The organism is Methanolobus vulcani, from assembly GCF_900100715.1.
In the GTDB taxonomy this organism is placed as follows: Archaea; Halobacteriota; Methanosarcinia; order Methanosarcinales; family Methanosarcinaceae; genus Methanolobus; species Methanolobus vulcani.
In genome coordinates, this window is sequence record NZ_FNCA01000010.1 from 64,947 (window position 1) to 87,342 (window position 22,396).

General features: G+C 39.5%; 23 protein-coding genes. 8 read left to right on the top strand and 15 right to left on the bottom strand.

Annotated features, from left to right (window positions below):
• Positions 1-96: 96 nt before the first annotated feature.
• Positions 97-783, bottom strand: coding sequence for an epoxyqueuosine reductase (locus BLP52_RS12445; protein ID WP_091710810.1), 687 nt, complete (start codon positions 781-783; stop codon positions 97-99).
• Positions 784-971: 188 nt separating this feature from the next.
• Between BLP52_RS12445 and BLP52_RS12450 the strand changes: the two genes are divergently transcribed.
• Positions 972-1,397, top strand: coding sequence for an FKBP-type peptidyl-prolyl cis-trans isomerase (locus tag BLP52_RS12450; protein ID WP_091710811.1), 426 nt, complete (start codon positions 972-974; stop codon positions 1,395-1,397).
• Positions 1,398-1,741: 344 nt separating this feature from the next.
• Here BLP52_RS12450 and BLP52_RS12455 read toward each other — a convergent pair whose 3' ends face one another.
• Positions 1,742-4,546: a DEAD/DEAH box helicase gene (locus BLP52_RS12455; protein WP_091710812.1), complete on the bottom strand. Its 2,805-nt coding sequence runs from the start codon at positions 4,544-4,546 to the stop codon at positions 1,742-1,744.
• Between the two features lie 302 nt (positions 4,547-4,848).
• On the opposite strand from BLP52_RS12455, the gene BLP52_RS12460 reads away from it, so the two are divergent.
• Positions 4,849-5,391: a pyruvoyl-dependent arginine decarboxylase gene (locus tag BLP52_RS12460; protein WP_091710863.1), complete on the top strand. Its 543-nt coding sequence runs from the start codon at positions 4,849-4,851 to the stop codon at positions 5,389-5,391.
• Positions 5,392-5,706: 315 nt separating this feature from the next.
• Entirely contained in the window at positions 5,707-6,006 is a 300-nt protein-coding gene (locus BLP52_RS12465) for a hypothetical protein (protein WP_091710813.1), read from the top strand.
• A gap of 198 nt (positions 6,007-6,204) precedes the next feature.
• Here the strand turns inward: BLP52_RS12465 and BLP52_RS12470 are convergent, their stop codons facing one another.
• On the bottom strand, positions 6,205-6,708 hold the full coding sequence (locus tag BLP52_RS12470; protein ID WP_202905793.1) for a GNAT family N-acetyltransferase: 504 nt from the start codon (positions 6,706-6,708) through the stop codon (positions 6,205-6,207).
• 345 nt (positions 6,709-7,053) lie between these two features.
• Here BLP52_RS12470 and BLP52_RS12475 point away from each other — a divergent pair, with 345 nt between their 5' ends.
• From BLP52_RS12475 to BLP52_RS12485, 3 genes are all read left to right on the top strand, one after another.
• Complete coding sequence (locus BLP52_RS12475) at positions 7,054-7,857, top strand: DUF1638 domain-containing protein (RefSeq protein WP_091710815.1); 804 nt, start codon at positions 7,054-7,056, stop codon at positions 7,855-7,857.
• 48 nt (positions 7,858-7,905) lie between these two features.
• The gene (gene msrA / locus BLP52_RS12480; protein ID WP_091710864.1) at positions 7,906-8,418 is read left to right on the top strand and encodes a peptide-methionine (S)-S-oxide reductase MsrA; all 513 of its coding nucleotides are present in this window, start codon (positions 7,906-7,908) and stop codon (positions 8,416-8,418) included.
• 78 nt (positions 8,419-8,496) lie between these two features.
• Positions 8,497-8,733, top strand: coding sequence for a cytochrome b5 domain-containing protein (locus BLP52_RS12485; RefSeq protein WP_091710816.1), 237 nt, complete (start codon positions 8,497-8,499; stop codon positions 8,731-8,733).
• Between the two features lie 19 nt (positions 8,734-8,752).
• Here BLP52_RS12485 and BLP52_RS12490 read toward each other — a convergent pair whose 3' ends face one another.
• Positions 8,753-10,570, bottom strand: a complete 1,818-nt coding sequence (locus BLP52_RS12490; protein WP_091710817.1) for a PAS domain S-box protein — start codon at positions 10,568-10,570, stop codon at positions 8,753-8,755.
• Positions 10,560-11,708 carry a CHASE4 domain-containing protein gene (locus BLP52_RS12495; RefSeq protein ID WP_091710818.1) on the bottom strand — a complete coding sequence of 383 codons (1,149 nt, stop codon included), beginning with the start codon at positions 11,706-11,708 and terminating at the stop codon, positions 10,560-10,562. The genes BLP52_RS12490 and BLP52_RS12495 overlap by 11 nt, the downstream gene beginning before the upstream one ends.
• A 307-nt stretch (positions 11,709-12,015) precedes the next feature.
• Between BLP52_RS12495 and BLP52_RS12500 the strand changes: the two genes are divergently transcribed.
• Positions 12,016-12,474: an FAD synthase family protein gene (locus BLP52_RS12500; protein ID WP_091710819.1), complete on the top strand. Its 459-nt coding sequence runs from the start codon at positions 12,016-12,018 to the stop codon at positions 12,472-12,474.
• A 46-nt stretch (positions 12,475-12,520) separates the two neighbouring features.
• Here the strand turns inward: BLP52_RS12500 and BLP52_RS12505 are convergent, their stop codons facing one another.
• The 10 genes from BLP52_RS12505 to BLP52_RS12550 all read right to left on the bottom strand — a co-directional run bounded on the left by BLP52_RS12505 (position 12,521) and on the right by BLP52_RS12550 (position 21,383).
• Positions 12,521-13,663, bottom strand: coding sequence for a pyridoxal phosphate-dependent aminotransferase (locus BLP52_RS12505; RefSeq protein WP_091710820.1), 1,143 nt, complete (start codon positions 13,661-13,663; stop codon positions 12,521-12,523).
• A gap of 72 nt (positions 13,664-13,735) precedes the next feature.
• The gene (gene ribH, locus BLP52_RS12510; RefSeq protein ID WP_091710821.1) at positions 13,736-14,140 is read right to left on the bottom strand and encodes a 6,7-dimethyl-8-ribityllumazine synthase; all 405 of its coding nucleotides are present in this window, start codon (positions 14,138-14,140) and stop codon (positions 13,736-13,738) included.
• A 61-nt stretch (positions 14,141-14,201) separates the two neighbouring features.
• Positions 14,202-14,666 carry a riboflavin synthase gene (ribC, locus tag BLP52_RS12515; RefSeq protein WP_091710822.1) on the bottom strand — a complete coding sequence of 155 codons (465 nt, stop codon included), beginning with the start codon at positions 14,664-14,666 and terminating at the stop codon, positions 14,202-14,204.
• A 30-nt stretch (positions 14,667-14,696) separates the two neighbouring features.
• A complete protein-coding gene (locus BLP52_RS12520) occupies positions 14,697-15,848 on the bottom strand; it encodes a pyridoxal-phosphate-dependent aminotransferase family protein (protein ID WP_091710823.1) in 1,152 nt (383 codons plus the stop codon).
• Positions 15,849-16,187: 339 nt separating this feature from the next.
• Positions 16,188-17,654 (bottom strand): hypothetical protein, encoded by a 1,467-nt coding sequence (locus BLP52_RS12525; protein WP_091710824.1) that lies wholly within the window; start codon positions 17,652-17,654, stop codon positions 16,188-16,190.
• A 163-nt stretch (positions 17,655-17,817) separates the two neighbouring features.
• Complete coding sequence (locus tag BLP52_RS12530) at positions 17,818-18,537, bottom strand: site-2 protease family protein (RefSeq protein ID WP_091710825.1); 720 nt, start codon at positions 18,535-18,537, stop codon at positions 17,818-17,820.
• A 27-nt stretch (positions 18,538-18,564) separates the two neighbouring features.
• Complete coding sequence (locus tag BLP52_RS12535; RefSeq protein ID WP_091710826.1) at positions 18,565-19,122, bottom strand: CBS domain-containing protein; 558 nt, start codon at positions 19,120-19,122, stop codon at positions 18,565-18,567.
• Between the two features lie 108 nt (positions 19,123-19,230).
• Complete coding sequence (locus BLP52_RS12540) at positions 19,231-19,695, bottom strand: EexN family lipoprotein (RefSeq protein WP_091710827.1); 465 nt, start codon at positions 19,693-19,695, stop codon at positions 19,231-19,233.
• Positions 19,696-19,771: 76 nt separating this feature from the next.
• Complete coding sequence (locus BLP52_RS12545; protein ID WP_091710828.1) at positions 19,772-20,716, bottom strand: calcium/sodium antiporter; 945 nt, start codon at positions 20,714-20,716, stop codon at positions 19,772-19,774.
• 109 nt (positions 20,717-20,825) lie between these two features.
• Positions 20,826-21,383, bottom strand: a complete 558-nt coding sequence (locus tag BLP52_RS12550; protein ID WP_091710829.1) for a VIT1/CCC1 transporter family protein — start codon at positions 21,381-21,383, stop codon at positions 20,826-20,828.
• Between the two features lie 129 nt (positions 21,384-21,512).
• Between BLP52_RS12550 and BLP52_RS12555 the strand changes: the two genes are divergently transcribed.
• Positions 21,513-22,388, top strand: a complete 876-nt coding sequence (locus tag BLP52_RS12555) for a damage-control phosphatase ARMT1 family protein (protein WP_091710830.1) — start codon at positions 21,513-21,515, stop codon at positions 22,386-22,388.
• The last annotated feature ends 8 nt before the right edge of the window (positions 22,389-22,396 follow it).

The window sequence follows — 22,396 nt, forward strand, 5'->3', positions numbered from 1 at the left end:
TGCTAATCCATTGGCTTTTTAACATTATAAAGTAATCTTCAATTCCAGTATATGGTTAAAATAGGGTTTTAAAAATAGCGCTTTCTTATTAGTTTTTCACAATGGACAGACCTTGATGCACATTCCGCACCTGAGTCCTCCAAGTGTGTTGAACATGTAATCAGCACACTTATGCTTGTCAATTGTTCCATCTTCTGACAATGCGCCTGCCGGACATATCTTTATGCATTTCAGGCAACTGCTGCAGTGTTCATGAACAAAAGGTAATGTGATCTCAGTCTCATTATCAAGCTCAGCATCTGTGAGTATTGCAGTCATGCGGACCTTTGGACCGTATTCCTTGCTTATAAGCAGATGGTTCATGCCGAAATTACTGAGTCCTGCATAATATGCAGCATATTTGATTGACATATTGGCTTTCAATGTCTCTTTATTGGCATACCAGTACCCAAACTCACTTCCTTCGGATGGCAATATGGTTGCTTTGTAGCCTTTTTTCTCAATAAGCTTTGCAAGCTGGAATGCTATTACTCTCAGCGTTGCAGTGCCTGCCATGAGTGTATTTGTGTACTCTGCTCTTCCAGCAGGTAATGTTTCAAATGCACCATGTGGAACACTTACCCCAAGAACAATAACCGATCTGACATCAGGCATAACATCCTGTGGCTTGTTTCCTGTATAATCAGGATTCAAAAAACATGTTGGATCTGCAAATCCAATAATGTCGGCATTCATTTTAAAAGCGCTATCCTTTAGTGATTTTGTCAGATCTCTGTCAGTCATGTTTTTTCTCCTTTCCGGGTTGATTCTGAATTTTTGAGTCCGTTATCGGCATATATGTTGTAGCCAATCCTACTTTAAAACTTGTAATGACAACCGTATGCATTTTTTCACCAAAACACCTAAGTAAAGTCCCCACGTCCTTGAGCTAAATGAGTGCTAACTTATTTTTATAAACTGAGTTGATATTTTTGGCAATAAAAGACGGAGATACAATAAAGATTTCATATACCGGCACACTTGATGACGGTACTGTTTTTGATAGTTCTGAAAACCATGATGCACCTCTGGAATTTACCGTAGGTTCAGGTCAGGTCATTTCAGGTTTTGATGAGGCTGTTAAAGGAATGGAAGTCGGGGAAGAGAAGACATTCAGGATCGAAGCTGCAGATGCATATGGTGAACCAAATCCTGCTATGACACAGACAGTTCCAAAATCCATGCTTCAGTGTGACACCGAGATAACAGCAGGTATGACGATTGTGGTGGGTACTGCAGATGGTCAGCAGATGCCTGCAAGAATAAGTGAAGTGACAGACGAAACACTCACACTTGACATGAACCATCCTCTTGCAGGAAAGGCACTTACTTTCAGCATTAAGATTGTTGAAGCATAAATTTACTCAAATTAGTCTGAAATTGAACTCATCGATGGGTTCAATTCTTTTTTATCTCTGGTTATTGATTCATTGATTCATTCATTTTGTTCCGCAGAAATCCTGTTTTTATGATTTATCGTAGATCATAAATAACTTGATGAATCCCGAAGGGTCCGGCGAAGCCGGCGTTTTCCCACAAGATGAAATAAAAAAATCTGTGCAATACTCTGAATATGTCTTTTTAGAACTCCTGTATTATTAGAGCATAAATGCAATAATCTAAGGAATACTCTTCTGTATAGTATCATAGGAATGTGCCGCCTTCGGCGGATGGTTACTTTATTTTTAGATTGCATATTGTTTTATTTTGTAATTTTGGAAGCAGATTTTTCCCTGAGTTCTTTCAGTTTAGCATCATCAGGCTTTTCTTTAAGTGCTTCATCGAACATCTCTACTGCACCAACAAAATCACCGAGACGGTGCAGAGCTATTCCCTTGTGCTTCCATACAACGCTTTTTGCATATCCCTGACTTATGAGTTTGTTAAAAATTGTCAATGCCATCTGGCTCTGTCCCAGTCGCAGGCATGTCATACCTTTATTCATAAGTGCTGTTGCGTTTGAAGGCTGAAGTTGCAGGGCAGCCGAGAAACACTCAAAGGCCAGTTCATGGTCTTTTCCCTTTCCGGCTTTGATACCTTCCCGGATCCACTCATCAGCACTCTTACGGTCACGTTGCCGGAGTTTTCTCCTTGCTCTGTTAAGTGCTGCAGTATGGTCAAATGGCCTGTCTTTAGGATCTCTTTGCACAGGCACGTAAGTTTCATCTTTCAAAGGTCTTTCAACCTTTCTTAGCACTTTCTTCTTCTGCGGTATATATGCTGGTTTATCGAGCATCTTTCTCAGGATCATTATTGCAGCATCCTTATCCAGCGGATTGTTGTTGTTCCCGCATTTTGGAGACTGGATACATGAAGGACATCCATCATAGCATGGACAGCTCTCTATGGATTTCAGTGTGACCTCTAACATCTCTGAGATTCTTCCATAACCACTTTCAGCGTAGCCTACACCACCGGGATGTCCATCGTAAACAAAAATACCGCTGTTTCCTGAAATATCAGGGTGTGATGGCGTTGAAACTCCGCCAACATCATTTCTGTCAGCTAACAGATGCAACGGGTACATTGCAATAATAGCGTGTTCTATTGCATGAATTCCGCCGGCAATTTCACGGTCATACTCATTCACAAGCTCGGTGAATGAATATGGAAGCTCAAGCCATATGGCCTCGGTCTCAAGCTTAAATTCCGGCATATCAAGTGAATGTTGTCCTAGTTCTGTGTCTGACCTTTGCTGTATTTTTCTGTAACCTGTTACCTGTTGTGTGACATCAACATCACCAAAACCTACCTTTACTTCAGGACATGTAAGCAGGTCTTTTGTTTCAACAACTTCCTTTACAACAATATCTGAATCGACCATGGCCCTGGTATAGTATCCATCACTTGCCTGTTCCACATGGATCTCTTTTTTATCGTGGTCAAGTTTTGTGACACAATAGGGCTTACCTTTATTGATGTAGACTGCACCTTCAAATGCTTCTCTGTATGCTCTCAACCTTTCGATATCTTTCTCAAGTGGTTTTCTATTAGTTTTATCAATTATGGTGTAACTGTCATTTTCAATATTCCTTATAGATATTTTCATGTGAGGTGCAGGGTCACGTGAACGCTTCTCAAGTTCTCCTTCCAGCAATCCTTCCTCTTCAAGAACCTGCACAATAGTATCAAATTCAGGTCCGAAATATTCTTTGTCTTCGGGTTTCAGTGGTAATTCCCTTGCTGCACAGAGAAGGTGGCCTGCCTGTATATAACGGTTTGATACATTTATGACAGCTTCCTCACATTCCCGCCTGAAAAAATCTCCGGGATTTCTCATGTAGTACTGGTCAAGAGCGTTAGAATCTGCTACAAGGGTAACTATGCTTTCCCTGCTTCCACGTCCTGCTCTTCCTGCCTGCTGCCTGGCACTCATAATAGTTCCTGGAAAACCATCCATAATACAGGCATCAAGTCCGCCGATATCAATTCCAAGTTCAAGGGCGTTGGTGGAGATGACACCATCGATCTCTCCGGAAGCAAGTGCTTTTTCGATATCTTCACGTTCGTTGCCGTGATAACCTCCGCGATAGGGGCTGACATTTTTATCGATTCCTCTCTCTGCAAGTGTATTTCTTGCCTGTACGTACATTCTTTCAACTTTCTGTCTGGACCTTGCAAAAACAATTGTCTGAAGGTTGCTCTGTACAAAGGTTGTAAAAAGGTCCACTGTTTCCCCAAAACTGGCTTTTCTCTGGGTGAAATTTTGTGCACGTGAGTACAGGGGTGGGTTCCAGAACACAAATTTCTGTGCACCCTGACCAGAACTATCGTTATCTATTAGTGTCATTTTCCTGCCTGTCAGAGCAGAGCTGTGTTCTACCGGATTTCCAATTGTGGCGGTACAGCAGATGTAAAGTGGGTTAGCACCATAATTGTCACATATACGATTCAGTCTCCTGAGAAGGTTTGCCATATGACTTCCCATGACACCACTGTATGAATGACTCTCATCAATGATGATATAATTAAGATTGGAAAGAAACTGCCTCCATTGTTGTTTCCATTGCAGGAAGCTCAGGTGGAGCATTTCAGGGTTTGTGAATATTATCTTTGTATTTCCATACTTGACAGCATCTTTTTCGGCTTTTGTCATTGAGCCTACGAATCGGTCGATTTTTACATTCAAACCCATTGTATGGCTCAGTTCCCTGAAAGTATCAAGCTGATCGTTTACAAGAGCGTTCAGGGGTGATATATATAGTGCAGTTGCATGTGGTTCCTGCAAAAGGCTTTCAAAAACAGGGAGCATGTAGCATAATGATTTTCCACTGGCGGTACTGGTAGAAAGAACGATGTTTTCCTTACTTCTTGTTCTTTCAACTGCTTCTGCCTGATGTGCGTATAGTTGCTGAATTCCTTTTTTATTCAAAGCGTATCTTATAAGTGGATTCATTTCCAGCTCTTTGTAAGATGCTTTTCTGGCGGGCACATCTTCTGTGTGTGTAATTTGTCCCTCATACCTTCGGGATGATTTTATTTTTTCTATCAGCTGGGAAATGTCCATTTTTAGCTTGCTCCGCCCTCTGTTAAGGAACTCATCCTTTAATATATTACACCTAAATACATCAGTATCCAAAAAATGACTCTGATTCCATGAAACAACATTTAAAATCTCTTGAACTGCCCGGTTCTATATAAATTATTTTTAATAGGAAACTATCTCCTATTATTGTTTTTCGGGCACTCATAATCTTCTTATATGAAGATACAATTTCAAGTATGATTGTGGATTGATGATATCAGTTTATATTCGAAAACGATAAATTTCTGTAAAACAGATGCATAATATATTAAACGATGATTGAAATGGTTCCAAAAAAATGCTTTTTGACCAAAGGTGTTGGTGTTCACAAGGATAAGCTTGCATCTTTTGAATTGGCACTGCGCGAGGCGCTTATTGAGAAATATAATCTTGTTACCGTTTCCAGCATACTTCCACCAAATTGTAAACTGATATCCAGAGATGAAGGAATTGGATACCTGCCTGCCGGGGAGATCGTACATTGTGTAATGGCACGCAATGAAACAAAAGAACCTCACAGGCTTATAGCAGCAGCAGTGGGCACTGCAGTTCCTGTAAATGAAAATAATTATGGTTATATCTCCGAGCATCATTCCTTTGGTGAGGATGAAGAAACAGCCGGAGAATATGCCGAAGATATTGCAGCAACGATGCTTGCAACAACTCTTGGAATAGAATTCGATTCAAACTGTGCATGGCATGAAAGGGAACAGGTCTACAAGGCAAGTGGCCATATTATAGATACTACACATTATTGCCAGACTGCATATGGCGACAAGGATGGCAAGTGGACAACTGTTATTGCTGCCATGGTATTTATTGAGTGAAAGGATTCAGCTTTTACTCATGGTTATTTTTTACGTTCTCTTTCTATTTTCAAATCACAAGTCTTATTGAAACATGCTTAATTCCTGCATCATCAAAATCTTTTAGTCTTTCCAGCCACATGCTCTTCAGATTCATTTGATCCAATTTAGAGTTTCATATGAGTCTATTTTATATTTACCTACTACGTCTCTGCATGTTTTTTCTACTTTAAATATGGCATCAGGAACCATCATTTATCGAAAAACTTAAGTAATTTATGGTTTATCCGTAGACGTCTATAGAATATATAGATCAGTAGTGATCGGAGACGTAACATGAAGAAATTCTTAAGTATACTTATGGTTTTCCTGATGATCGGACTTGTAGCCGTATCAGGTTGTGCAGACACAACAAAAGAAGCAACAACAGATGAAAATACAGCAGAGAATGTTGCAGAGAATGTCACAGAAGATGCAGAACATGCAGCAGAGAACGTTACTGAAGAAGTAGCAGATGTAGCAGAGAATGCAACTGAAGATGTAGAAATGGTAGCAGAGAACGTCACAGAAGACGTAGAGATGGCTACAGAGAACGTTACTGCAGAAGCAGCTACAAACGACACTGCAACTGAATAATCTCTTTTATTTGGATCACACCTGGCATTACATGGTATTTACTAAAATGCCAGGATACATGATCTCTCTCAAACCACGATCTTTGTTTTATTTTTGATTAATTTATTTCATTTAACTTTCATTATCACAGAGTAGATATAATTCTTTACTTTGGAAAGTAATTGCTGCCTATTGTTCTTTGCTTTTATTTCTAAATTTTTATTTCCGTTCAGCAAGTTCTTCTATGCCCTTTTCATCCAGTCTGTATAAAAGCCACTCTTTCTGGTGCTCTCCACCCATATGTTCATAGAACTTTCTGGCAGGATTCCAGTCAAGTACGCTCCATTCCAATCTTCCGCAATTCCTTTCCCTTGCTATTTTTCCACAGTGAACCAAAAGTGCCTTGCCAACACCTTTACCACGATACTCAGGATAGACGAATATATCCTCAATGTAAAGTCCCGGTCTTCCTACAAAAGTAGAGAAATTATGGAAGAATACAATAAATCCGACAGCTTTGCCGTCCATCTCTGCAACAATCGCTTCTGCGTATTTGTTCTTTCCAAACATTCCTTCTTTGAGGCTCTCTTCAGTTGCAAGAACATGGTCATTCAGTCCCTCGAATTCAGCCAAAGCTTTTACAAGTTCCATAATAAGAGGGATGTCATCTATTTTTGTTGTTCTCACGCTTACGGAACTTGTGTTTTCGGGTTGCATACTCATATTTCCTCTCTGATTTTATTTGTTGGCATATAATTTCATACTTCAAGAAGCGTTAACTTCTCATTCTATCAGGTTACTAGTATTTTTACTAAACCAGTGAAGCGACAATCTATTGTAAAAAGTCATGAAATTGAGGATTAAGAGATAATATGCATATTGTAAAAATGGTTATAATAAGTCTCATCATTTTTGTTCTGGTTACTATATTGGTCACTCAGGCATTGCAGGATAAAATATTTTTCTCACTGTTTGTAGGAATACCTTCCGGAATTGTAGCTTTTGTACTGAGCTTTGTATATATGTACAGGCAAAAGAGTGAATAACCAATAACATGTAGGGAACATTATGCCATTACTGACGATACTGTCGTGCAAGATACTTCAGGATGAGATCGTGCACATACTTGAAAACGATAGTTCTGTAGATGAAATTCTCGTAGTTGGTAACGGTCAGGAAGATGACTTTGTCTCAAAACTCAGGAAAGCTGGTCTGGAGTTTCGTTTACTTTCACCTGCAAAACTCCGATCTGATACTGAGACTTACAGGAACGATCCTGAAAAGTATACAGTAATGATCTATATGGTTGAACTTGCACTTCATGAGTTCCCCAAAATACTCAAAGCTGAGATATACAAGTTGATAGATGAGCTAAGTACATGTTCAAATGCTATCCTTATGTTCTACGGTCTATGCGGTAATGTGTTTGATAAGATAGGAGTTGATTTTGCACATCTTGAAGAAACCTGTCCTGTCAGGATATTGAAGGACGATACACGTACAGTTGATGATTGTGTTGGTGCAACTCTGGGAGGTTGCGCAGAATATCTGGCTACGCTGAAAAAGTTCAGCGAGCATGGAACGTTCCTTTTTACGCCGATGTTTGCTCATGCCTGGCGTGAGATCATGAGAGTTGATCCTGAGAAGCCTGAAAAGACCATAAAGATGCTTAAGAAGGTCAATAAGGTCACAGGATATAAACGGGTTGCAAAGGTCCAGACCGGACTTAAATATACTGAGAATTTTGATGAAAAGGTGGATGAGTTCGCAGAAATATTCGATTTTGAAGTTCTTGAGATCGAAGGTGGACAAAGCCTTTTTGAGAAATGCTATTTAGACATTAAGGAAGAAGTTCTTGGTAGGTCCCAATAACAGAAACATTTATGGCTTATGTCTGCTCACCATTTCATAGGTGATGAGATGTTGTCACAAGAGGAATTACTCGGCAAAGGCTATGAAAAAGCAACTTTTGCAGCAGGTTGTTTCTGGGGTATAGAAGCAGTATTTAGAAAAGTGCAGGGTGTTGATTTTACACAGGTGGGTTATACCGGGGGAGACAAGGAAAATCCGACCTATAAGGAAGTCTGCATGGGTAATACGGGACATGCGGAGGCAGTGGAACTTCTTTTCAATCCAAAGATAGTTCCATACGAGAAGCTGCTGGAGCTTTTCTGGGAAATGCATGATCCTACAAGTCTTAATAAACAGGGCCCTGATGTAGGGACTCAATATCGTTCTGCTATATTCTATCATAATGAAGATCAGAAGAACAAAGCTATGTCTTCCAAAAAAGAACGCGAATATTTGCACCGTTCCAAAAAGCCCATAGTAACACAGATACTACCTGCAGGTCCGTTCTACAGGGCAGAGGAATATCACCAGCAATATTTTGAAAAGACAGGTAATGAAGGCGGTTGCATACTAAAATATTAAATCTGTAATTTCATACGTAAATATAGAAAATACCCAAAAGTCTATTAATTTGAAGGATGATTCTAGAGTGGTGAGGATATGAAGGAATTTACACTTGAAGAAGTAGCCATGTACAATGGTACTGATAATGAGAAAGTTTATGTTGTTTATGCAGGACAGGTCTATGATGTGAGCGAAAGTGAGTTCTGGGAATCAGGAGAGCACATGGGCTTGCATGAAGCAGGAACCGATCTGACCGAGTCTCTGGATCTGGAAGCCCCACATGAGGTAGATGCACTGGACAATTTCCCGATTGTCGGAAAAATTAAAGAGTGATTATCAGTCCTTTTTTAGCTTATTTTTGAGAACTGCCATAAATAGGCAATTCAAATATGAATGCTGAACCTGCATCAGGTTCGCTTTTAACCCTGATAGAACCTTTTTGCATTTCAAGATACTTTTTGACAATTGCAAGTCCTAATCCAGAGCCTTGATAATTTCTGTTTAGTGCAGAATCAACCTGTCTGAAAGGTTCAAAAAGATTATTCTGGTCCTGCCTGGATATACCGATACCAGTGTCCTTTACCTCTACTTCGATTCTGTTAAGGACTCTTTTTGCTGTTATCTTGATACTTCCACCTTCCATTGTGAACTTAATTGCATTGCCTATCAGATTGTACAATATCTGTTTGAATTTGAGTTTGTCTGTATCTATAACAGTAACATCATCTGCAACATCATATTCAAATGTCAGGTTTTTCTGTGCAATTAGTGAAGACACATTTTTCATGATCTCATCCATGATCTCAACAACATTTGTCTCTTCAATTGAAAGGTCCATTCTGCCAGCTTCTATCTTAGAAATATCCAGAATATCATTGATAACTTCAAGCAGGTGTTTCCCACTATTGGATATGTTGTTAAGATACCTTGTTTGTTTCTGGTCAAGTTCATGTTCTCCAATATGGAGCAACATATCTGAGAAACCGATGATAGAGTTTAAAGGTGTGCGAAGTTCGTGGCTCATATTTGTCAGGAACTCGCTTTTAGCTCTATCGGATGCTTCTGCCGCCATTTTTGCCTCAATGAGTGCTTCTTCAACTTTCTTTCTTCCGGAAATATCGTAGAAACTTTCAACAAGGTATTCTCTTCCTTTAAGTTTTACAGAAACTACGGATTTTATAACAGGTATTTCATTTCCGTCTTTGTCCAGAAGGATCCTCTCTGATTTGTCTACTTTTTGGTGCAGATCAATTATAGGACATTGATTTTCAAGTGCAGTACAAACGAATTTGTGGCAGACATTGCCTATTATCTTCTCTCTGGGCAATCCTATCATTTTAGCAGCAACAGGATTTACATCTGCTATCGTCTTATTCTCTTTGTCAATAAGAAGTATGCCGCTGTTGATATTGTTGATGATAGTTGTCAGTCTCTCAAGAAGCTCATGTTCCATCTTATCGATCTTTTTTCTCTCAGTAACATCACGTATAATAGCTACTGCATTCCACGATCCGTCTGAAAGCTGCATGGAAGACAGGGAAAGCTCAATTGGGAACTCAGTTCCATCCTTGCGTTTACCTTCCAGCTCAATAGTATTGCCGATGACATCTCCATGTCCGGTTTCTGTAAAATTCTTAAAACCTGCTTTGTATCCATCTAAATATCTATCAGGTGCAATGAAGGTATGTACTTCCCGATCCATGATCTCATTCTCAGAATATCCGAACATTCTGGTGGCTGCTTCATTCCAGAATATTGTTTTACCCTCATTGTTGACCATTATTATTGCATCTTTGGCTGACGTGGCAATTTTTGAGAATTTCTCTTCGCTAAGCCTTAACTTTTCTTCAGCATCTTCTCTTCTGGATATTTCATTTCGAAGTTCGTTCTCATGAAGAAGTATTTCTGTAATATCGTTATGGGTATATATCCTGCCATAGATTTCGTTGTTAACTACAAGTGGAATTGAATATGTCTGAATTGTTCTTCCATCTTTGAGTTTCAATAATGATCTATTAGAACTCGTTGAATATCGTCTTTTATTGATTTCATTTTCAACAGCTTCAGGATTTTCGGCCAATTTTAAGATCTCATTAAGTATTGTGTCTCCGTTAGTTCTTGGTCCGATATCAGATGGAAAATTAAATATACGCCTGTATTCAGGATTCATAAAAAGGACCTTTAAGGACCTTTGAATTTTTATCAAATGCAACAAGTCCGTAGGATACAGATTCAATTGTTGACTGGAATATTATGCTTTTTTCCTGCAATGAATCCAGCATCGAATTGATATTTTCTGCAAGTTCAGAAAGCTCATCATTCCCCTGAATTTTTATTCTGGAATTGATGTCTCCTTTAAAGTCAATTTCATTGATTCCATTACGCAGGAACGTAATTCTTGAAAGCAGATTCTTTTTTAGGAGGAATGACAACAAAACGGCAAACAAAATAGAGATCAGAAGTGTAAGGTAGAATGTGACTGATATGGCATCGAGTCCTTCTTTATAGATAAGCCTGGGCATTTCAGTTCTTGCAATTAAAACAGGTTTCCCATAAATATCTTCAATCAAAAAGTAACCTGATACTCCATTCTTGTCTTTATTGACTCTGGTGACATATTTTTCATCCAGTAATTGATTCCTGACTTCCGCAAAGTCATAAGGCATATTATTATTGTTAAGTGGATATATTTCAATTGGAAGTAATATCTGTTCTTCCATTGGATGTATAAAGGACCTATCAAGGAAACGTCCCATGATTAGTGTTCCATGAATAGGGCCAGAGTAGTCACTTTTTATAATTGGTTTTGATGCTATTATTGTTGGTGAATCTCCAATCATGACAATTCCTGATACAGTGGAATCAATAGATGAATGGTTTATCAGGATGTTATTTTTGGGAATAGCGTCCAGTATCTCTTCACTGAGTGGCACTTGAATTCCGTTCTCAAGATCACAGGCTTGTCCATACACCAGAGTACCATTTGTGTTGTAGTAAAGTACAAAATTAATGTCAAGAGTCAGGAAAGTTTCAATATCATCCAGATTTGAGATTATGTAATCCGAATTGTTATTTGTCATATACTCATAGGTTGCATCCCATGCAGCCCAATCGTAAACAGTTGAATCCATATGTGATATTTCATTATCAAAGGCTCTATGTACTCTGAGTGTATTATCATTCAGGACATTACGTTCTATTTCTTCGGTATGAGTTAAAAACACATAATAGGTTACGGAAGCTGTAAGCAAGAATAGAAACACAAAAACAATTCCAAGTGTGATGGCAGTTTTTCTATAAATTCTCATGTGGTCACCAGTGGTTGAAATTATGATTCTGATTATTCTTGTCCGAAAATGTTTATCAAAATATTATAAGTGGTTAAGAGAGCACTTAAAAATCATATTTATGCAAATGTTGCATACTTGGATACTTTTATATTGATTATATACTATATTAATATTAATGTTGTTTATATAATAGCTCCGATAAACATTTGAACATATACTTTTTTCCGGATGAGCTATTTTACAAAATAAAATTATTTTTTTATTTTTTAGATTTAAGCAGTTCATTTTCTGGATATTTTTCTGGGTGGAGCTACCTTTATAAAAGATGCTTGTTTATAGGAGGCAGCACACAGGTGATGTTTTGGTAAAAGTACTTGCAACAGGAACATTCGATCTGCTTCATCCGGGACATATCCACTATCTGAGCGAAGCAAAAAAACTCGGTGATAAGCTTTACGTAATCGTTGCCAGAGAGTCCATGATAAGACATAAACCAAGACCAATAATACCGGATGAGCAAAGACTGGAAATGGTCAGTTCCCTGAAAATAGTGGACAAAGCTCTTCTTGGTAGTGAATCTGATATTTTTGATCCTATTATGCAGATCAAGCCGGATATCATTGCACTTGGATATGACCAGGGTTTTGATGCAGGTCAGCTTGAAAAGGACCTGCACTTGAGAGGCTTTGATTGCAAGGTTATCAGAATAGAGAGTTCACTTACCTGTTCTTTATGCGGCAGTGCCAAAATTGTGAAAAAGGTGCTTGAAAGATATCAGGAGTAATCTGTAAACTTCTGAATTAACTAGAAATGAATATGGATAAAAAGAATCAGACAAGTGCTGCCTTGATCCTTTCCAGTCCTTCCTGTATCCTCTCGATTGATGTGGCATAGGAAATTCTGATGAAGTTCTTGCCACTTTCTCCGAAAGCTGATCCCGGAGTGACTGCTACATGTGCATCCTGCAGGAGTTTTTTGGCAATGATGTTTCCATCCCCGTACTCACTGACATCTGCAAATGCATAGAATGCACCGCCAGGTTTCTGACATCTGATTCCTATTTCATTAAGGCCATCCACAAGAACATTCCTTCTGGCCTTGAACTTTGCAACCATTTCAGCTACAGGTTCCTGTGGTCCTTCAAGTGCTGCAATACCGCCGTACTGCACAAAACTTGTTGCACTGCTGACTGAATGTGACTGTATCTTTAACATGGGTTTGATGATATCTGATCTTGCATGAACATAACCAAGTCTCCAGCCTGTCATTGCATAGGCTTTTGAGAAACCATTAACAGTGATGGTCCTGTCCTGCATTCCTTCAAATGAACCGATGCTGACATGTTCCTGGTCATAGATTATCTTTTCATAGATCTCATCTGAGAGTACAAGGATGTCATTGTCAATAGCAATGTCAGCTATATTTTTGAGGGTCTGTTTATCGTAAACAGCACCTGTTGGATTCCCGGGACTGTTGACAACAATGAGCTTGGTTTTCTCGTTGATATACTCTTCAATATCAACAGGTTTGAAACCATTTTCAGTATCAGTTGGAACCCATGTTGTATTTGCACCTGCAAATTTTATGGCAGGATCATATGAGACCCATGCAGGATCAAAGAGTATAGCTTCATCATTATCATCAAGAACTGACATCATGACTTCAAAAATAGCCTGTTTTGCACCGGGTGTTACAATAATTTCTGAAGCTTTTGCATCCAGTTTATTCTCTGTGCAAAGCTTATCTGCTATAACCTTTTTCAATTCGGAGATTCCTGCTCCGGGTGCATAGTGTGTCTCCCCCCTGTACATCGCATCTGCGGCTGCATCACAAATATGTTTCGGTGTATCAAAATCAGGTTCACCTAATGTGAAACTGATAACATCGATACCATCCTCTTTCATTTTGTTGGCAGTATTTGCAGCTTTCATCGTTGCTGATTCTTCCACCCTCTTTAATCTTGATGATGCCATGCAATTAACACAACCATTTTTTAGTTTTGCACTTTGAAACTCTTATCATGTAATTTTGTAGTTATTTCATATTTACAAGCGCTGCACCAGTTTGACAGCTGCTTCAACACCACGCTTTGCATAATCAACACGCTGGTGTGCTTCCATCCTGGTCATTCCAGGTCCTGCAATTCCCAGTGTGACAGGCTTGTTGTATTCCAGTGAAAGATCTGTGATCTTTCTTGCTGCATGCTGGACAACGATTTCATCGTGCTGGGTTGCACCTTCGATGACAATTCCCATGGTGACAACAGCATCGATGTCATCGCGCTGGCAGAGTTTCTTGATAGCCAGTGGCATATCATATACTCCTGGAACCAGGATCTTTTCTACAACCTCTGCTCCGAGGAACTTAGCATGCTCTTCACCAAGCATTTCCATCTGGAATGTAAGATCCCTGTTAAATTCAGCTATTACAAATCCCAATTTTATGGTCATAATAATCACTTAAAGTTTAGATTTAAATTTAATATTAATCTTCTGTTGATTTCTTCCGGTATTACATCCTTGCAGGGCCAACGTCTTCAAAGCCCTGTCTCTGACCGGTACCCGCTTCCTTAATCATTTTCTCAGGTCTGCACAGCATTTTTACAACATTGAGTGCATGTTCCCTTGATCTCTGGTCCATGAGGAACACAAGTTCATTCTCGTCCTTTGCTTCATCCTCATGGACAAAGACCTCTATGATATGGGTGTTTGTCATAAGCTGTGCCTGGATTATTCCAGTGGATGCTTCGTGGGCACAGATCTTATCCTGTTCTTTTCTGCCTGGCATACCAAGAGCCATGACTATATCGCATCCTTCTTCTTCTATGAGCTTCTTAGCTGCAACCGGAAGATCCTTGATACCGGGAACAGTCCTGCGTATAATCTTTGCAGAGATGTTCTGCTGTATCTCATCTATGGCTGCTTTTCCCATATTGAAGCGTGCAAATGTTGTGTCAACGACTCCTATTGTTGCCATGCTTTACCTTTTTATTAATTATCAGGATGTTTAAAGAAGTGTGTCCAGCACTTCGCTGGCAGCTTCTATTCCTGGGCCGAGATCGGATACTACTCCTCTCTTCTTAAGAACGACTTCAAGTTCCTGTATTGTCAGCATGATGTCCTTTGGCTGAACATTACCCATGCTTCCTATCCTGAAGATCTTACCACTAAGGTGTGACTGTCCGCCTGCAATGGTAATTCCCCTTGCCATCATGTCCTTCTTAATATCATTGCCTGTAACTCCCTCTGGAGCCTTCATGGCTGTAACTGTATTGGAATAGTGACTGTACTTATCGTTAAGCTGGGGGAACATCTCAAGACCCATTGCAGTTGCTGCTGCACGGATTGCCTTTGCACCGGTCGCATGGCGTTTGATCCTTGCTTCCATGCCCTCTTCTTTTACGATGTGCAGAGCTTCCTGCAGACCAAAGAATAAAGGAACTCCTGGTGTGTATGGTGTTTGTGACTTGTCAGCACTCTTCTTGTGTGCCTTAAGATCAAGGTAATATGGAAGTGCATCTTTTTCGTTCATTGCTTCAAATGCTTTTTCACTGACTGAGATCATGGAAAGTCCTGGTGGTGCAGCAAGGCATTTCTGGGAACCCACTACTGCAATGTCAACACCCCACTCATCAACTTTTACAGTGTCTCCTCCAAGGGTTGTGACACCATCCATGATGAAAAGTGCATCGTATTTCTTTGCAAGTTTTCCTATTTCTTCTGCAGGGTTCTGTATACCTACAGATGTTTCATTGTGGACAAGGGTGATTGCCTTTGCTCCTTCCTCAAGTTTCTTTTCAACATCTTCGAGGTTAAAGGAGTGTCCCCATTCGTTTTCAAGAGCATTTACCTTTCCGTACCTTGCAGCAATATCCTTGAATCTTTCACCAAACTTACCGTTTTCAAGGGCAACTACTACATCATCTTTGCCTACTGTACATCCAACAGCTGCTTCCATTGCAGCTGTGCCTGAGCCACTTAAGATAAAAATATCATTTTTTGTCTGGAAAACATCGGCAAGAATTTCACGGCAATCATCAAACATTGCTGAAAACTCTGCTCCCCTGTGATTAATCATGGGCTTTGACATTGCCCTGAGAACGCGAGGTGCGACCGGAACCGGTCCTGGCATCATAAGAAGTGTATCTTCAAGATCCATATTAATCTCCTGATCATGTTAATGTAAATGAAATCTGAAATTTATTTGCCTCTGGGTACGTTGTCCATACGGCAACTTTTGCCTGATATGCAACCCTATTATATAAACCTATTATGAACTCCAAGTTAAAATCTGCTCTATAAAGGGTAGTTCTATATTTCAGTCAATTTCCATACAGCAAATAACATCATAGAATCTTTAAATTTATAAGAAACATTCGCTTTGCAAGCAATTATCTTTGGAATGAATTGTTTTTCAGATTTAAAAAATACTCCACAGGATAGATATTGAAAAAAGGTTTGTGAAAAATCAAAAAGAAAAAAGAAGAATGGCAGAGAATTACTCTCTCCATTCGTATATGTAGTTTGTTCTGTATACTCCACCATTGAGGTATGAGTAAAGTATTCTGAACGAGCCACCATATGCATTTGCTTCCGGTGCATTCGCTTTGAAAGTACCTTCTTTGACATCACCTGTCGTGTCTTTCCAATCCATTGTGAAGGACTTTCCATATGTTTCATCTTCCAGCTTATAATGGCTTGATGAAACTCCATCAACTCCGATATCTGCCATGTCTATGTCTATGTTGCTCGTATCACCAAGTCCGAGACCATCGGTTGCTATAAATACAGCTTCTTTTCTGACTTTAATTGCAATCTCTTCTTCAGCAGCGTAGAAGTCTTTTGGTTCTTCACTGATCGTTCTTACCTGTGCTGTTTCGCCTTCGTCTCCTGTATCAATGGTCAGGACGTTACCTCTTTCGTATTCGACATCGTATGTGTAGTAGTCATTTGTGCTGATTACTTTGTCTCCGTAGTCTTCAACTTTAACTAGATACCAGCCAGGTTCTACGCCAGATGATGTTGTGGTTGTTTCAGTTGTTGATTGTTCTACTCTGGTTCCTGTCCAGCCGCCGCTCCATGATGAGCTACTATCAGATCCATATCTCCAGTTTCCTTCGAATGAATTACCGTCTTTACTTAGTTTAAGTTCTACGTCGCCTGAATCGTTCGGTTCTGCGTATGAAGGGCTTTCTGACCAGGTTCCTATGAATACGTCGCCATTTACAACACCTTCGAGCTTACCTTGATCATGTGTGTATTCACCGACTATTTTGTTACCTGATTTCCTGAATGTCATGTCACCCCAGTTAGAGGTCCAGTCTCCGATAAAAGTGTATGTTGTACTTTCTGCTGTAAATCCGCTTTGCGGAGTTGGGAGTTCTCCTGTTGTTGCTGTATTTTCAGTTCCAGATGTCTGGATGTCTGTTGTTGTACCGTTTGAAATATCCAGCGGAACTGAAACAGTTGCTCCGTCTATTATTTCAAAGTCAACTGATTTTTCGACACCTGCACCACTTATTATTACTCTGTAGTTTCCAAGAGGCCAGCCATCATCTGGCTTTTCGAGTATGAACGTTCCACGTCCGAAGTCTTCACCGGTTTCAGATTCGAAGGTGTAAATGGAATAGTCATTATCAAGGTAGATCCATTCCACACTAATTATGTCATTGTCAAAATTGTCATAGATGAACCATGCATACAATTTTTCAGAATCCTTTGAGTATTTCAACACCTTATCAACAGGTATGAAGTTTTCAGTTGATGATGTCATCATAACTTCAAGGAGCCTTGGTTCTCCACTGGCTGTCATGTCGCCATATTTTTCAGTAACTGCAGCTACAATCTGTTGTTCTTCTGTGGTTGCTCCGAAACTTCCGGGTTTGTAGGAGTCAGTGATATCAGTACAACCTGAAAGTGCCACAATACCTATCAGGAGTAGTGCTATTAATAGTTTTGATTTCATTTTTTTATCCAGCCTAAAAAATCAATCATTTAGATATAATTTAGTCAGTTATCCGTTAGACTTCCTTATATTTAAATTTATTAGAATTTGCCAGAATGTATCAAATAACCCTTATATCTATTAGTATCGTGAAGATAAGGAATAAAATTCTTTTGCTATAGCACTAATATCTACTATATGTCATTTTAACCAGCTGTTCTTCTCTGTTTGCGTTGCCGTATATATATAATGCAATAAGAAGTAACCAGAGATCAGTGAACAGACCTAAAATACCTAGAAGCACTGCAAATATCTTTCCAATTAAAACAGCTTTTTCAGTTGCTTTTACATAATCCATGTATATTGAAAGAAATGCACGGAGTACTCGTCCTCCATCCATTGGGAATGCTGGGATCAGGTTGAAAAGCCCCAGAAAGATATTTACATATCCGAGGATGAAAACTACCAGAAACAAAGAATTTCCATCTTTGAGGGATACCGGATTTAATGCAAAACCTAAAAAAAGAAGCATCACACCCAAAACGATGCTTGAAAGTGGTCCCGCAGCTACAATCATTATCACTTTTAATGGTTCATGCACCTCTTTTCTCATGGCGGCAACACCTCCCAGCAGATGAAGCCTGATCTCCTTGATACTTCCTCCGAATCTCAGGGCGAAATATGAGTGGGCAAGTTCGTGTATCAATACCGATGCAAAGAGAAGGAGTGCAGTTAGCAATGAAAGGATATATTTCATTATTTCAGATTGGATACCTGCAAATCCAAAGGGTTCTGACTGTATGGAAAAGAACCATGCAAATAAAGGCAATACTATTAGAAATGAGAGATCTACTTTTATTGGAATCCCTATTATTTCTCCTATTCTGTAAGCTTTACTCATCATTTCTCCTGCAACCTGTCCTAAACAAAATCATTCACTCAGCAATTTCAGGATATCATATTTGGTAACAACACCTGCAACCTGTCCTTTTTCCAGCACAAGGACAGCAGGATGTTTTTCAAGCATGTAAGATGCGGTCTTGATATCAGTGCCGGGAGAGAGCGTTGGAAATGAATCTCCCATTATATCTCCGATCTTCATGTGGGAAACCTCTGAAGCTTTTTTATTAGACATGGATCTGACGATCATGTTTTCTGATATACTGCCAACTGAAATTCCATTCTGTATTACTGGTATCTGTGATATGTTGTATTTCTCCATGATACTGACAGCTTTATCTATACTCTCGTTCGGATCTACGGAAATGAGTTCTATGTTCATTATATCCCTGAGATAAATATCCTCTTTTTCGATATCATTGAAAACATCAATTATTTTCCTGAGAGTTGATAACCTTGGATCTACATCACCTGCTTCTATTCTTGCAATCAGTGGCTGGCTGACACCTGCACGTTTTGCAAGATCACTCTGTGTCATGCCGAGATCGATCCTTTTCTGTTTCAGTTCATCTGGGGACGGTAATTGCATAGTTATTACTCATGGTAATTATCATATTTAAAATCAATTCAGGAATCATTAAAGCGTAATAAAATAAGTTTAAACGTTAGCATCAAAAGATAAAATAAGGGAAAATAATTATTCTCCCATTCCCATAGTCATATCAAAAGTCTCACCGTTCTCGTCTGTCATGGTCATTTTACCATTCATGAATTTCATTTCAGACAGAACATTACCATCCACATCGTAATAGGTCATAATGAAGCTTTCATCGTTCTCATTGATCGGAGTGTACATCTCTATTTTAGCTACATTATCATCTGCAGGCACAGTTATTTCAGCCACCATATGGCACATCTCTATTCCATCAACGACCTCAGTACCCATAACTTCCATCACCATACCTTCGCCGGTGTTTGGATTGCTCATTGTAATAGTTGAACCTATGGGGCAGACATCATCTTCTGCACCTTCCGTATAGGTAACATCTATATCCTGACCATCTTCATTTTGAACAGTTACAGTCTGTTCTTTGTCGCTACATCCGGATACTGCCAGGGACAGCACCAACAACATAATGAATATCAGATACTTATTTTTCATAAATATACCACCTTTTTTCATAGTGATGTAGCTAAAATCCGAATTTAAATCTATCGATTTATCATTCTATTCTTCATTAGTTGAATAGCGTGAACAGACCAGCTACATATCCGAAATAGACTCCGAGAATAATTGCTCCTTCCCATCTTTCCAGCTTCTTTCCGGTAATACCGAATATTATAAGAATTATCATTAATGCGATCATGAATGGAAAATCATAATTAAGGGACTGGGGAAGTATTGTAAGAGGTCTTATCTGTGAAGATGCTCCCAGGATCAGTGCGATATCCATGGTATTTGCACCAAGTATGTTTCCTATGGATATGTCCTGATGTCCTTTTAAAGTGGCTGAAACCGCAGTTATCAATTCCGGTAATGATGTCCCAAGTGCAACAAGTGTTAGGGCGATGATCATTTCAGGAACTCCAAGCCACTCTGCAATAGTAATTCCGGCATCAACAAGGATGCGGCTGCCAATTACTACAAGTAATGCACCTGCAATAAAAAGAAGTATATCTTTCTTTAACTGACTTAAAGGTACTTTTTCCCTGAATTCCTCATTTCCATCAAAAACAGCACTCTGAAGGCGGTAGTTATAATACAGGAATCCTATGAACACAAGTAACAGCAGTATTCCGTCAAATGAACTTACCACTCCATCATATGAAACAGCAAATAACAACAAAGCAGAACCAAGCATGAATCCGCTCTTACGTGTAAAACCATGAAGCTCTACTGGTATTGCTTTGATGACAATTACTCCTCCAAGCACAAGTCCGATATTGCATATTGCAGAACCAACTGCATTACCTACTGTCATTTCAACATGGTTAAGATAGGCTGCCATAGCTGAAACGGTGAATTCCGGTGCAGTGGTGGCAAAGCTGACAATAGTAGCTCCTATTATTATTTTCGGGATCCCGCTTTTCTCGGAAATAGTTACAGCAGACTCAACGAACCAGTCTGCTCCTTTTGTGATCATCACAAGGCTTACAAGCAATAATGCAACCGTTTCAAGCATGAGGCTCTCTATATATGTCCATGTAATTTAAACATGAGTGAAAAACTGAAAAAACAATATAAAAAAAAGCCAATAGTGAATTTCACTATCAGATTATGTTGAATTTGTTTTACTCCAGTCCAAGTATAGTAACTGCTGCAACGATCATTATGCCCAGTCCGACCATGCGAACTGAATGTTTTATCATACTCTGCTTTGCAAGCTTACCCGAATACACTCCAAGTATTGAGAGGATCGCTATACTCAGTACGACTGCCACTTCAAGTGCGTGTTCTTCCAGAAGCAAGAAAGGAAGTATAGGGACCAATGAGCCGCAGAAACTTGACCCGCCGTGAAATATGGAATCGCTCCATATTTTCTTTTTAGTTTCTTCCTCTATCTTTGTCCTGTTAAGGCTTCGTAGTAGTGGTTTTTCAAGTTCTGCTAATTTGCCGAACTCAACGGCACTTTCAGCAAGATACGATCCTACTCCGTTTGTAAGTGCCAGGGCAACTGCTCCTCCGAGCGCTGCATTTATGACAATTGCCGGGTCATCTGCCACATGGGAAGTACCTATGACTACGCCCAGAATTGCGAGTATGCCATCTATGCTGCCAAGTATAATATAACGTCCGTGTTCGGTTTTTAATTTGAAACGTTTGAATTTAGTAATACTTTTGTAGTTCATAATTATCTTAAATCCTGATCAGGTTATAGATACACACAAAGGTTTTTTTCTTTTTCGGATATTAAACAAGGTTAAGCTTATAGCAGATGATAAAAATACACACCCGACAACTCACACAGGAATGGTCCGATGAAAGTTCACCCAAGATGTTCATATTGCCTGCTTTCCAGGGTTCACCAGGAAGCGGAACTGTCAACCGATGACGAAGAGCTGATACAAAAAGCAATTCTCGGAGGAATAAAAGTGCTCAATTCCCTCTATGAACCGGGGATGTCTGCGGCAGAACTGTCAACCCCAATGCACAGGAAAGCCTATGAGATCCTGGATGACAATGATCCGTACAAAAGCATGAAAGAACTCAGTAGTAAAACCGCTTCCAGATTCATGCCTGTGATACGTTCACATGTTTTCAACGGTGATGGGGATGATGTTGCAACTTTCAAACGTGCGGTGCTTGCTGCAGTCATAGGTAACTATTTCGACTATGGTGTAATGGGCCTTGAAGTCCCTATTGATGTGTTCGATGAAACTTTTAAGGAACACTTCCAGCGCGGACTGGATATAGATGATACTGATAAAATACTTGATAAACTCAGCAATGTTGTCTATCTTGCAGATAACTGCGGTGAGATCCTTATTGATACACTTGTCTTTGAGATTATCAAAAAGATGGGTGGTAACATCACCCTTGTTGTAAGGGGTGCACCAATACTGAACGATGTGACCATGGAAGAGATTGAAGAGTTCGGAATTGCTGATAAGGTCGACCGTGTTCTGACAACCGGATCTAACGCCATAGGTGTCCGTTTGCAGGAAGCTCCACAGGATCTTAAGGATGCCCTTGATAATGCTTCACTTATAATCAGCAAGGGTATGGCAAACTATGAGACCATGTCAGAAGAGAATTATAGACCAATAGCATATTTACTAAAGGTGAAGTGTGATCCCGTTGGAGAAGATATCGGGGCTCCAAAGGGCTGTTCAGTGGCCCGCTTATTTGAATAAACAATTAA

Coding starts and splice junctions, on each gene's coding strand:
- BLP52_RS12460 (WP_091710863.1), top strand. CDS start 4,849: ATGGTTCCAAAAAAATGCTTTTTGACCAAAGGTGTTGGTGTTCACAAG.
- BLP52_RS12445 (WP_091710810.1), bottom strand. CDS start 783: ATGACTGACAGAGATCTGACAAAATCACTAAAGGATAGCGCTTTTAAA.
- ribH (WP_091710821.1), bottom strand. CDS start 14,140: ATGACCATAAAATTGGGATTTGTAATAGCTGAATTTAACAGGGATCTT.
- BLP52_RS12540 (WP_091710827.1), bottom strand. CDS start 19,695: ATGAAAAATAAGTATCTGATATTCATTATGTTGTTGGTGCTGTCCCTG.
- msrA (WP_091710864.1), top strand. CDS start 7,906: ATGTTGTCACAAGAGGAATTACTCGGCAAAGGCTATGAAAAAGCAACT.
- BLP52_RS12500 (WP_091710819.1), top strand. CDS start 12,016: ATGCTTGTTTATAGGAGGCAGCACACAGGTGATGTTTTGGTAAAAGTA.
- BLP52_RS12520 (WP_091710823.1), bottom strand. CDS start 15,848: ATGGATCTTGAAGATACACTTCTTATGATGCCAGGACCGGTTCCGGTC.
- BLP52_RS12470 (WP_202905793.1), bottom strand. CDS start 6,708: ATGAGTATGCAACCCGAAAACACAAGTTCCGTAAGCGTGAGAACAACA.
- BLP52_RS12525 (WP_091710824.1), bottom strand. CDS start 17,654: ATGAAATCAAAACTATTAATAGCACTACTCCTGATAGGTATTGTGGCA.
- BLP52_RS12465 (WP_091710813.1), top strand. CDS start 5,707: ATGAAGAAATTCTTAAGTATACTTATGGTTTTCCTGATGATCGGACTT.
- BLP52_RS12550 (WP_091710829.1), bottom strand. CDS start 21,383: ATGAACTACAAAAGTATTACTAAATTCAAACGTTTCAAATTAAAAACC.
- BLP52_RS12475 (WP_091710815.1), top strand. CDS start 7,054: ATGCCATTACTGACGATACTGTCGTGCAAGATACTTCAGGATGAGATC.
- BLP52_RS12535 (WP_091710826.1), bottom strand. CDS start 19,122: ATGCAATTACCGTCCCCAGATGAACTGAAACAGAAAAGGATCGATCTC.
- BLP52_RS12495 (WP_091710818.1), bottom strand. CDS start 11,708: ATGAGAATTTATAGAAAAACTGCCATCACACTTGGAATTGTTTTTGTG.
- ribC (WP_091710822.1), bottom strand. CDS start 14,666: ATGGCAACAATAGGAGTCGTTGACACAACATTTGCACGCTTCAATATG.
- BLP52_RS12490 (WP_091710817.1), bottom strand. CDS start 10,570: ATGAATCCTGAATACAGGCGTATATTTAATTTTCCATCTGATATCGGA.
- BLP52_RS12485 (WP_091710816.1), top strand. CDS start 8,497: ATGAAGGAATTTACACTTGAAGAAGTAGCCATGTACAATGGTACTGAT.
- BLP52_RS12455 (WP_091710812.1), bottom strand. CDS start 4,546: ATGGACATTTCCCAGCTGATAGAAAAAATAAAATCATCCCGAAGGTAT.
- BLP52_RS12555 (WP_091710830.1), top strand. CDS start 21,513: ATGAAAGTTCACCCAAGATGTTCATATTGCCTGCTTTCCAGGGTTCAC.
- BLP52_RS12530 (WP_091710825.1), bottom strand. CDS start 18,537: ATGATGAGTAAAGCTTACAGAATAGGAGAAATAATAGGGATTCCAATA.
- BLP52_RS12505 (WP_091710820.1), bottom strand. CDS start 13,663: ATGGCATCATCAAGATTAAAGAGGGTGGAAGAATCAGCAACGATGAAA.
- BLP52_RS12545 (WP_091710828.1), bottom strand. CDS start 20,716: ATGCTTGAAACGGTTGCATTATTGCTTGTAAGCCTTGTGATGATCACA.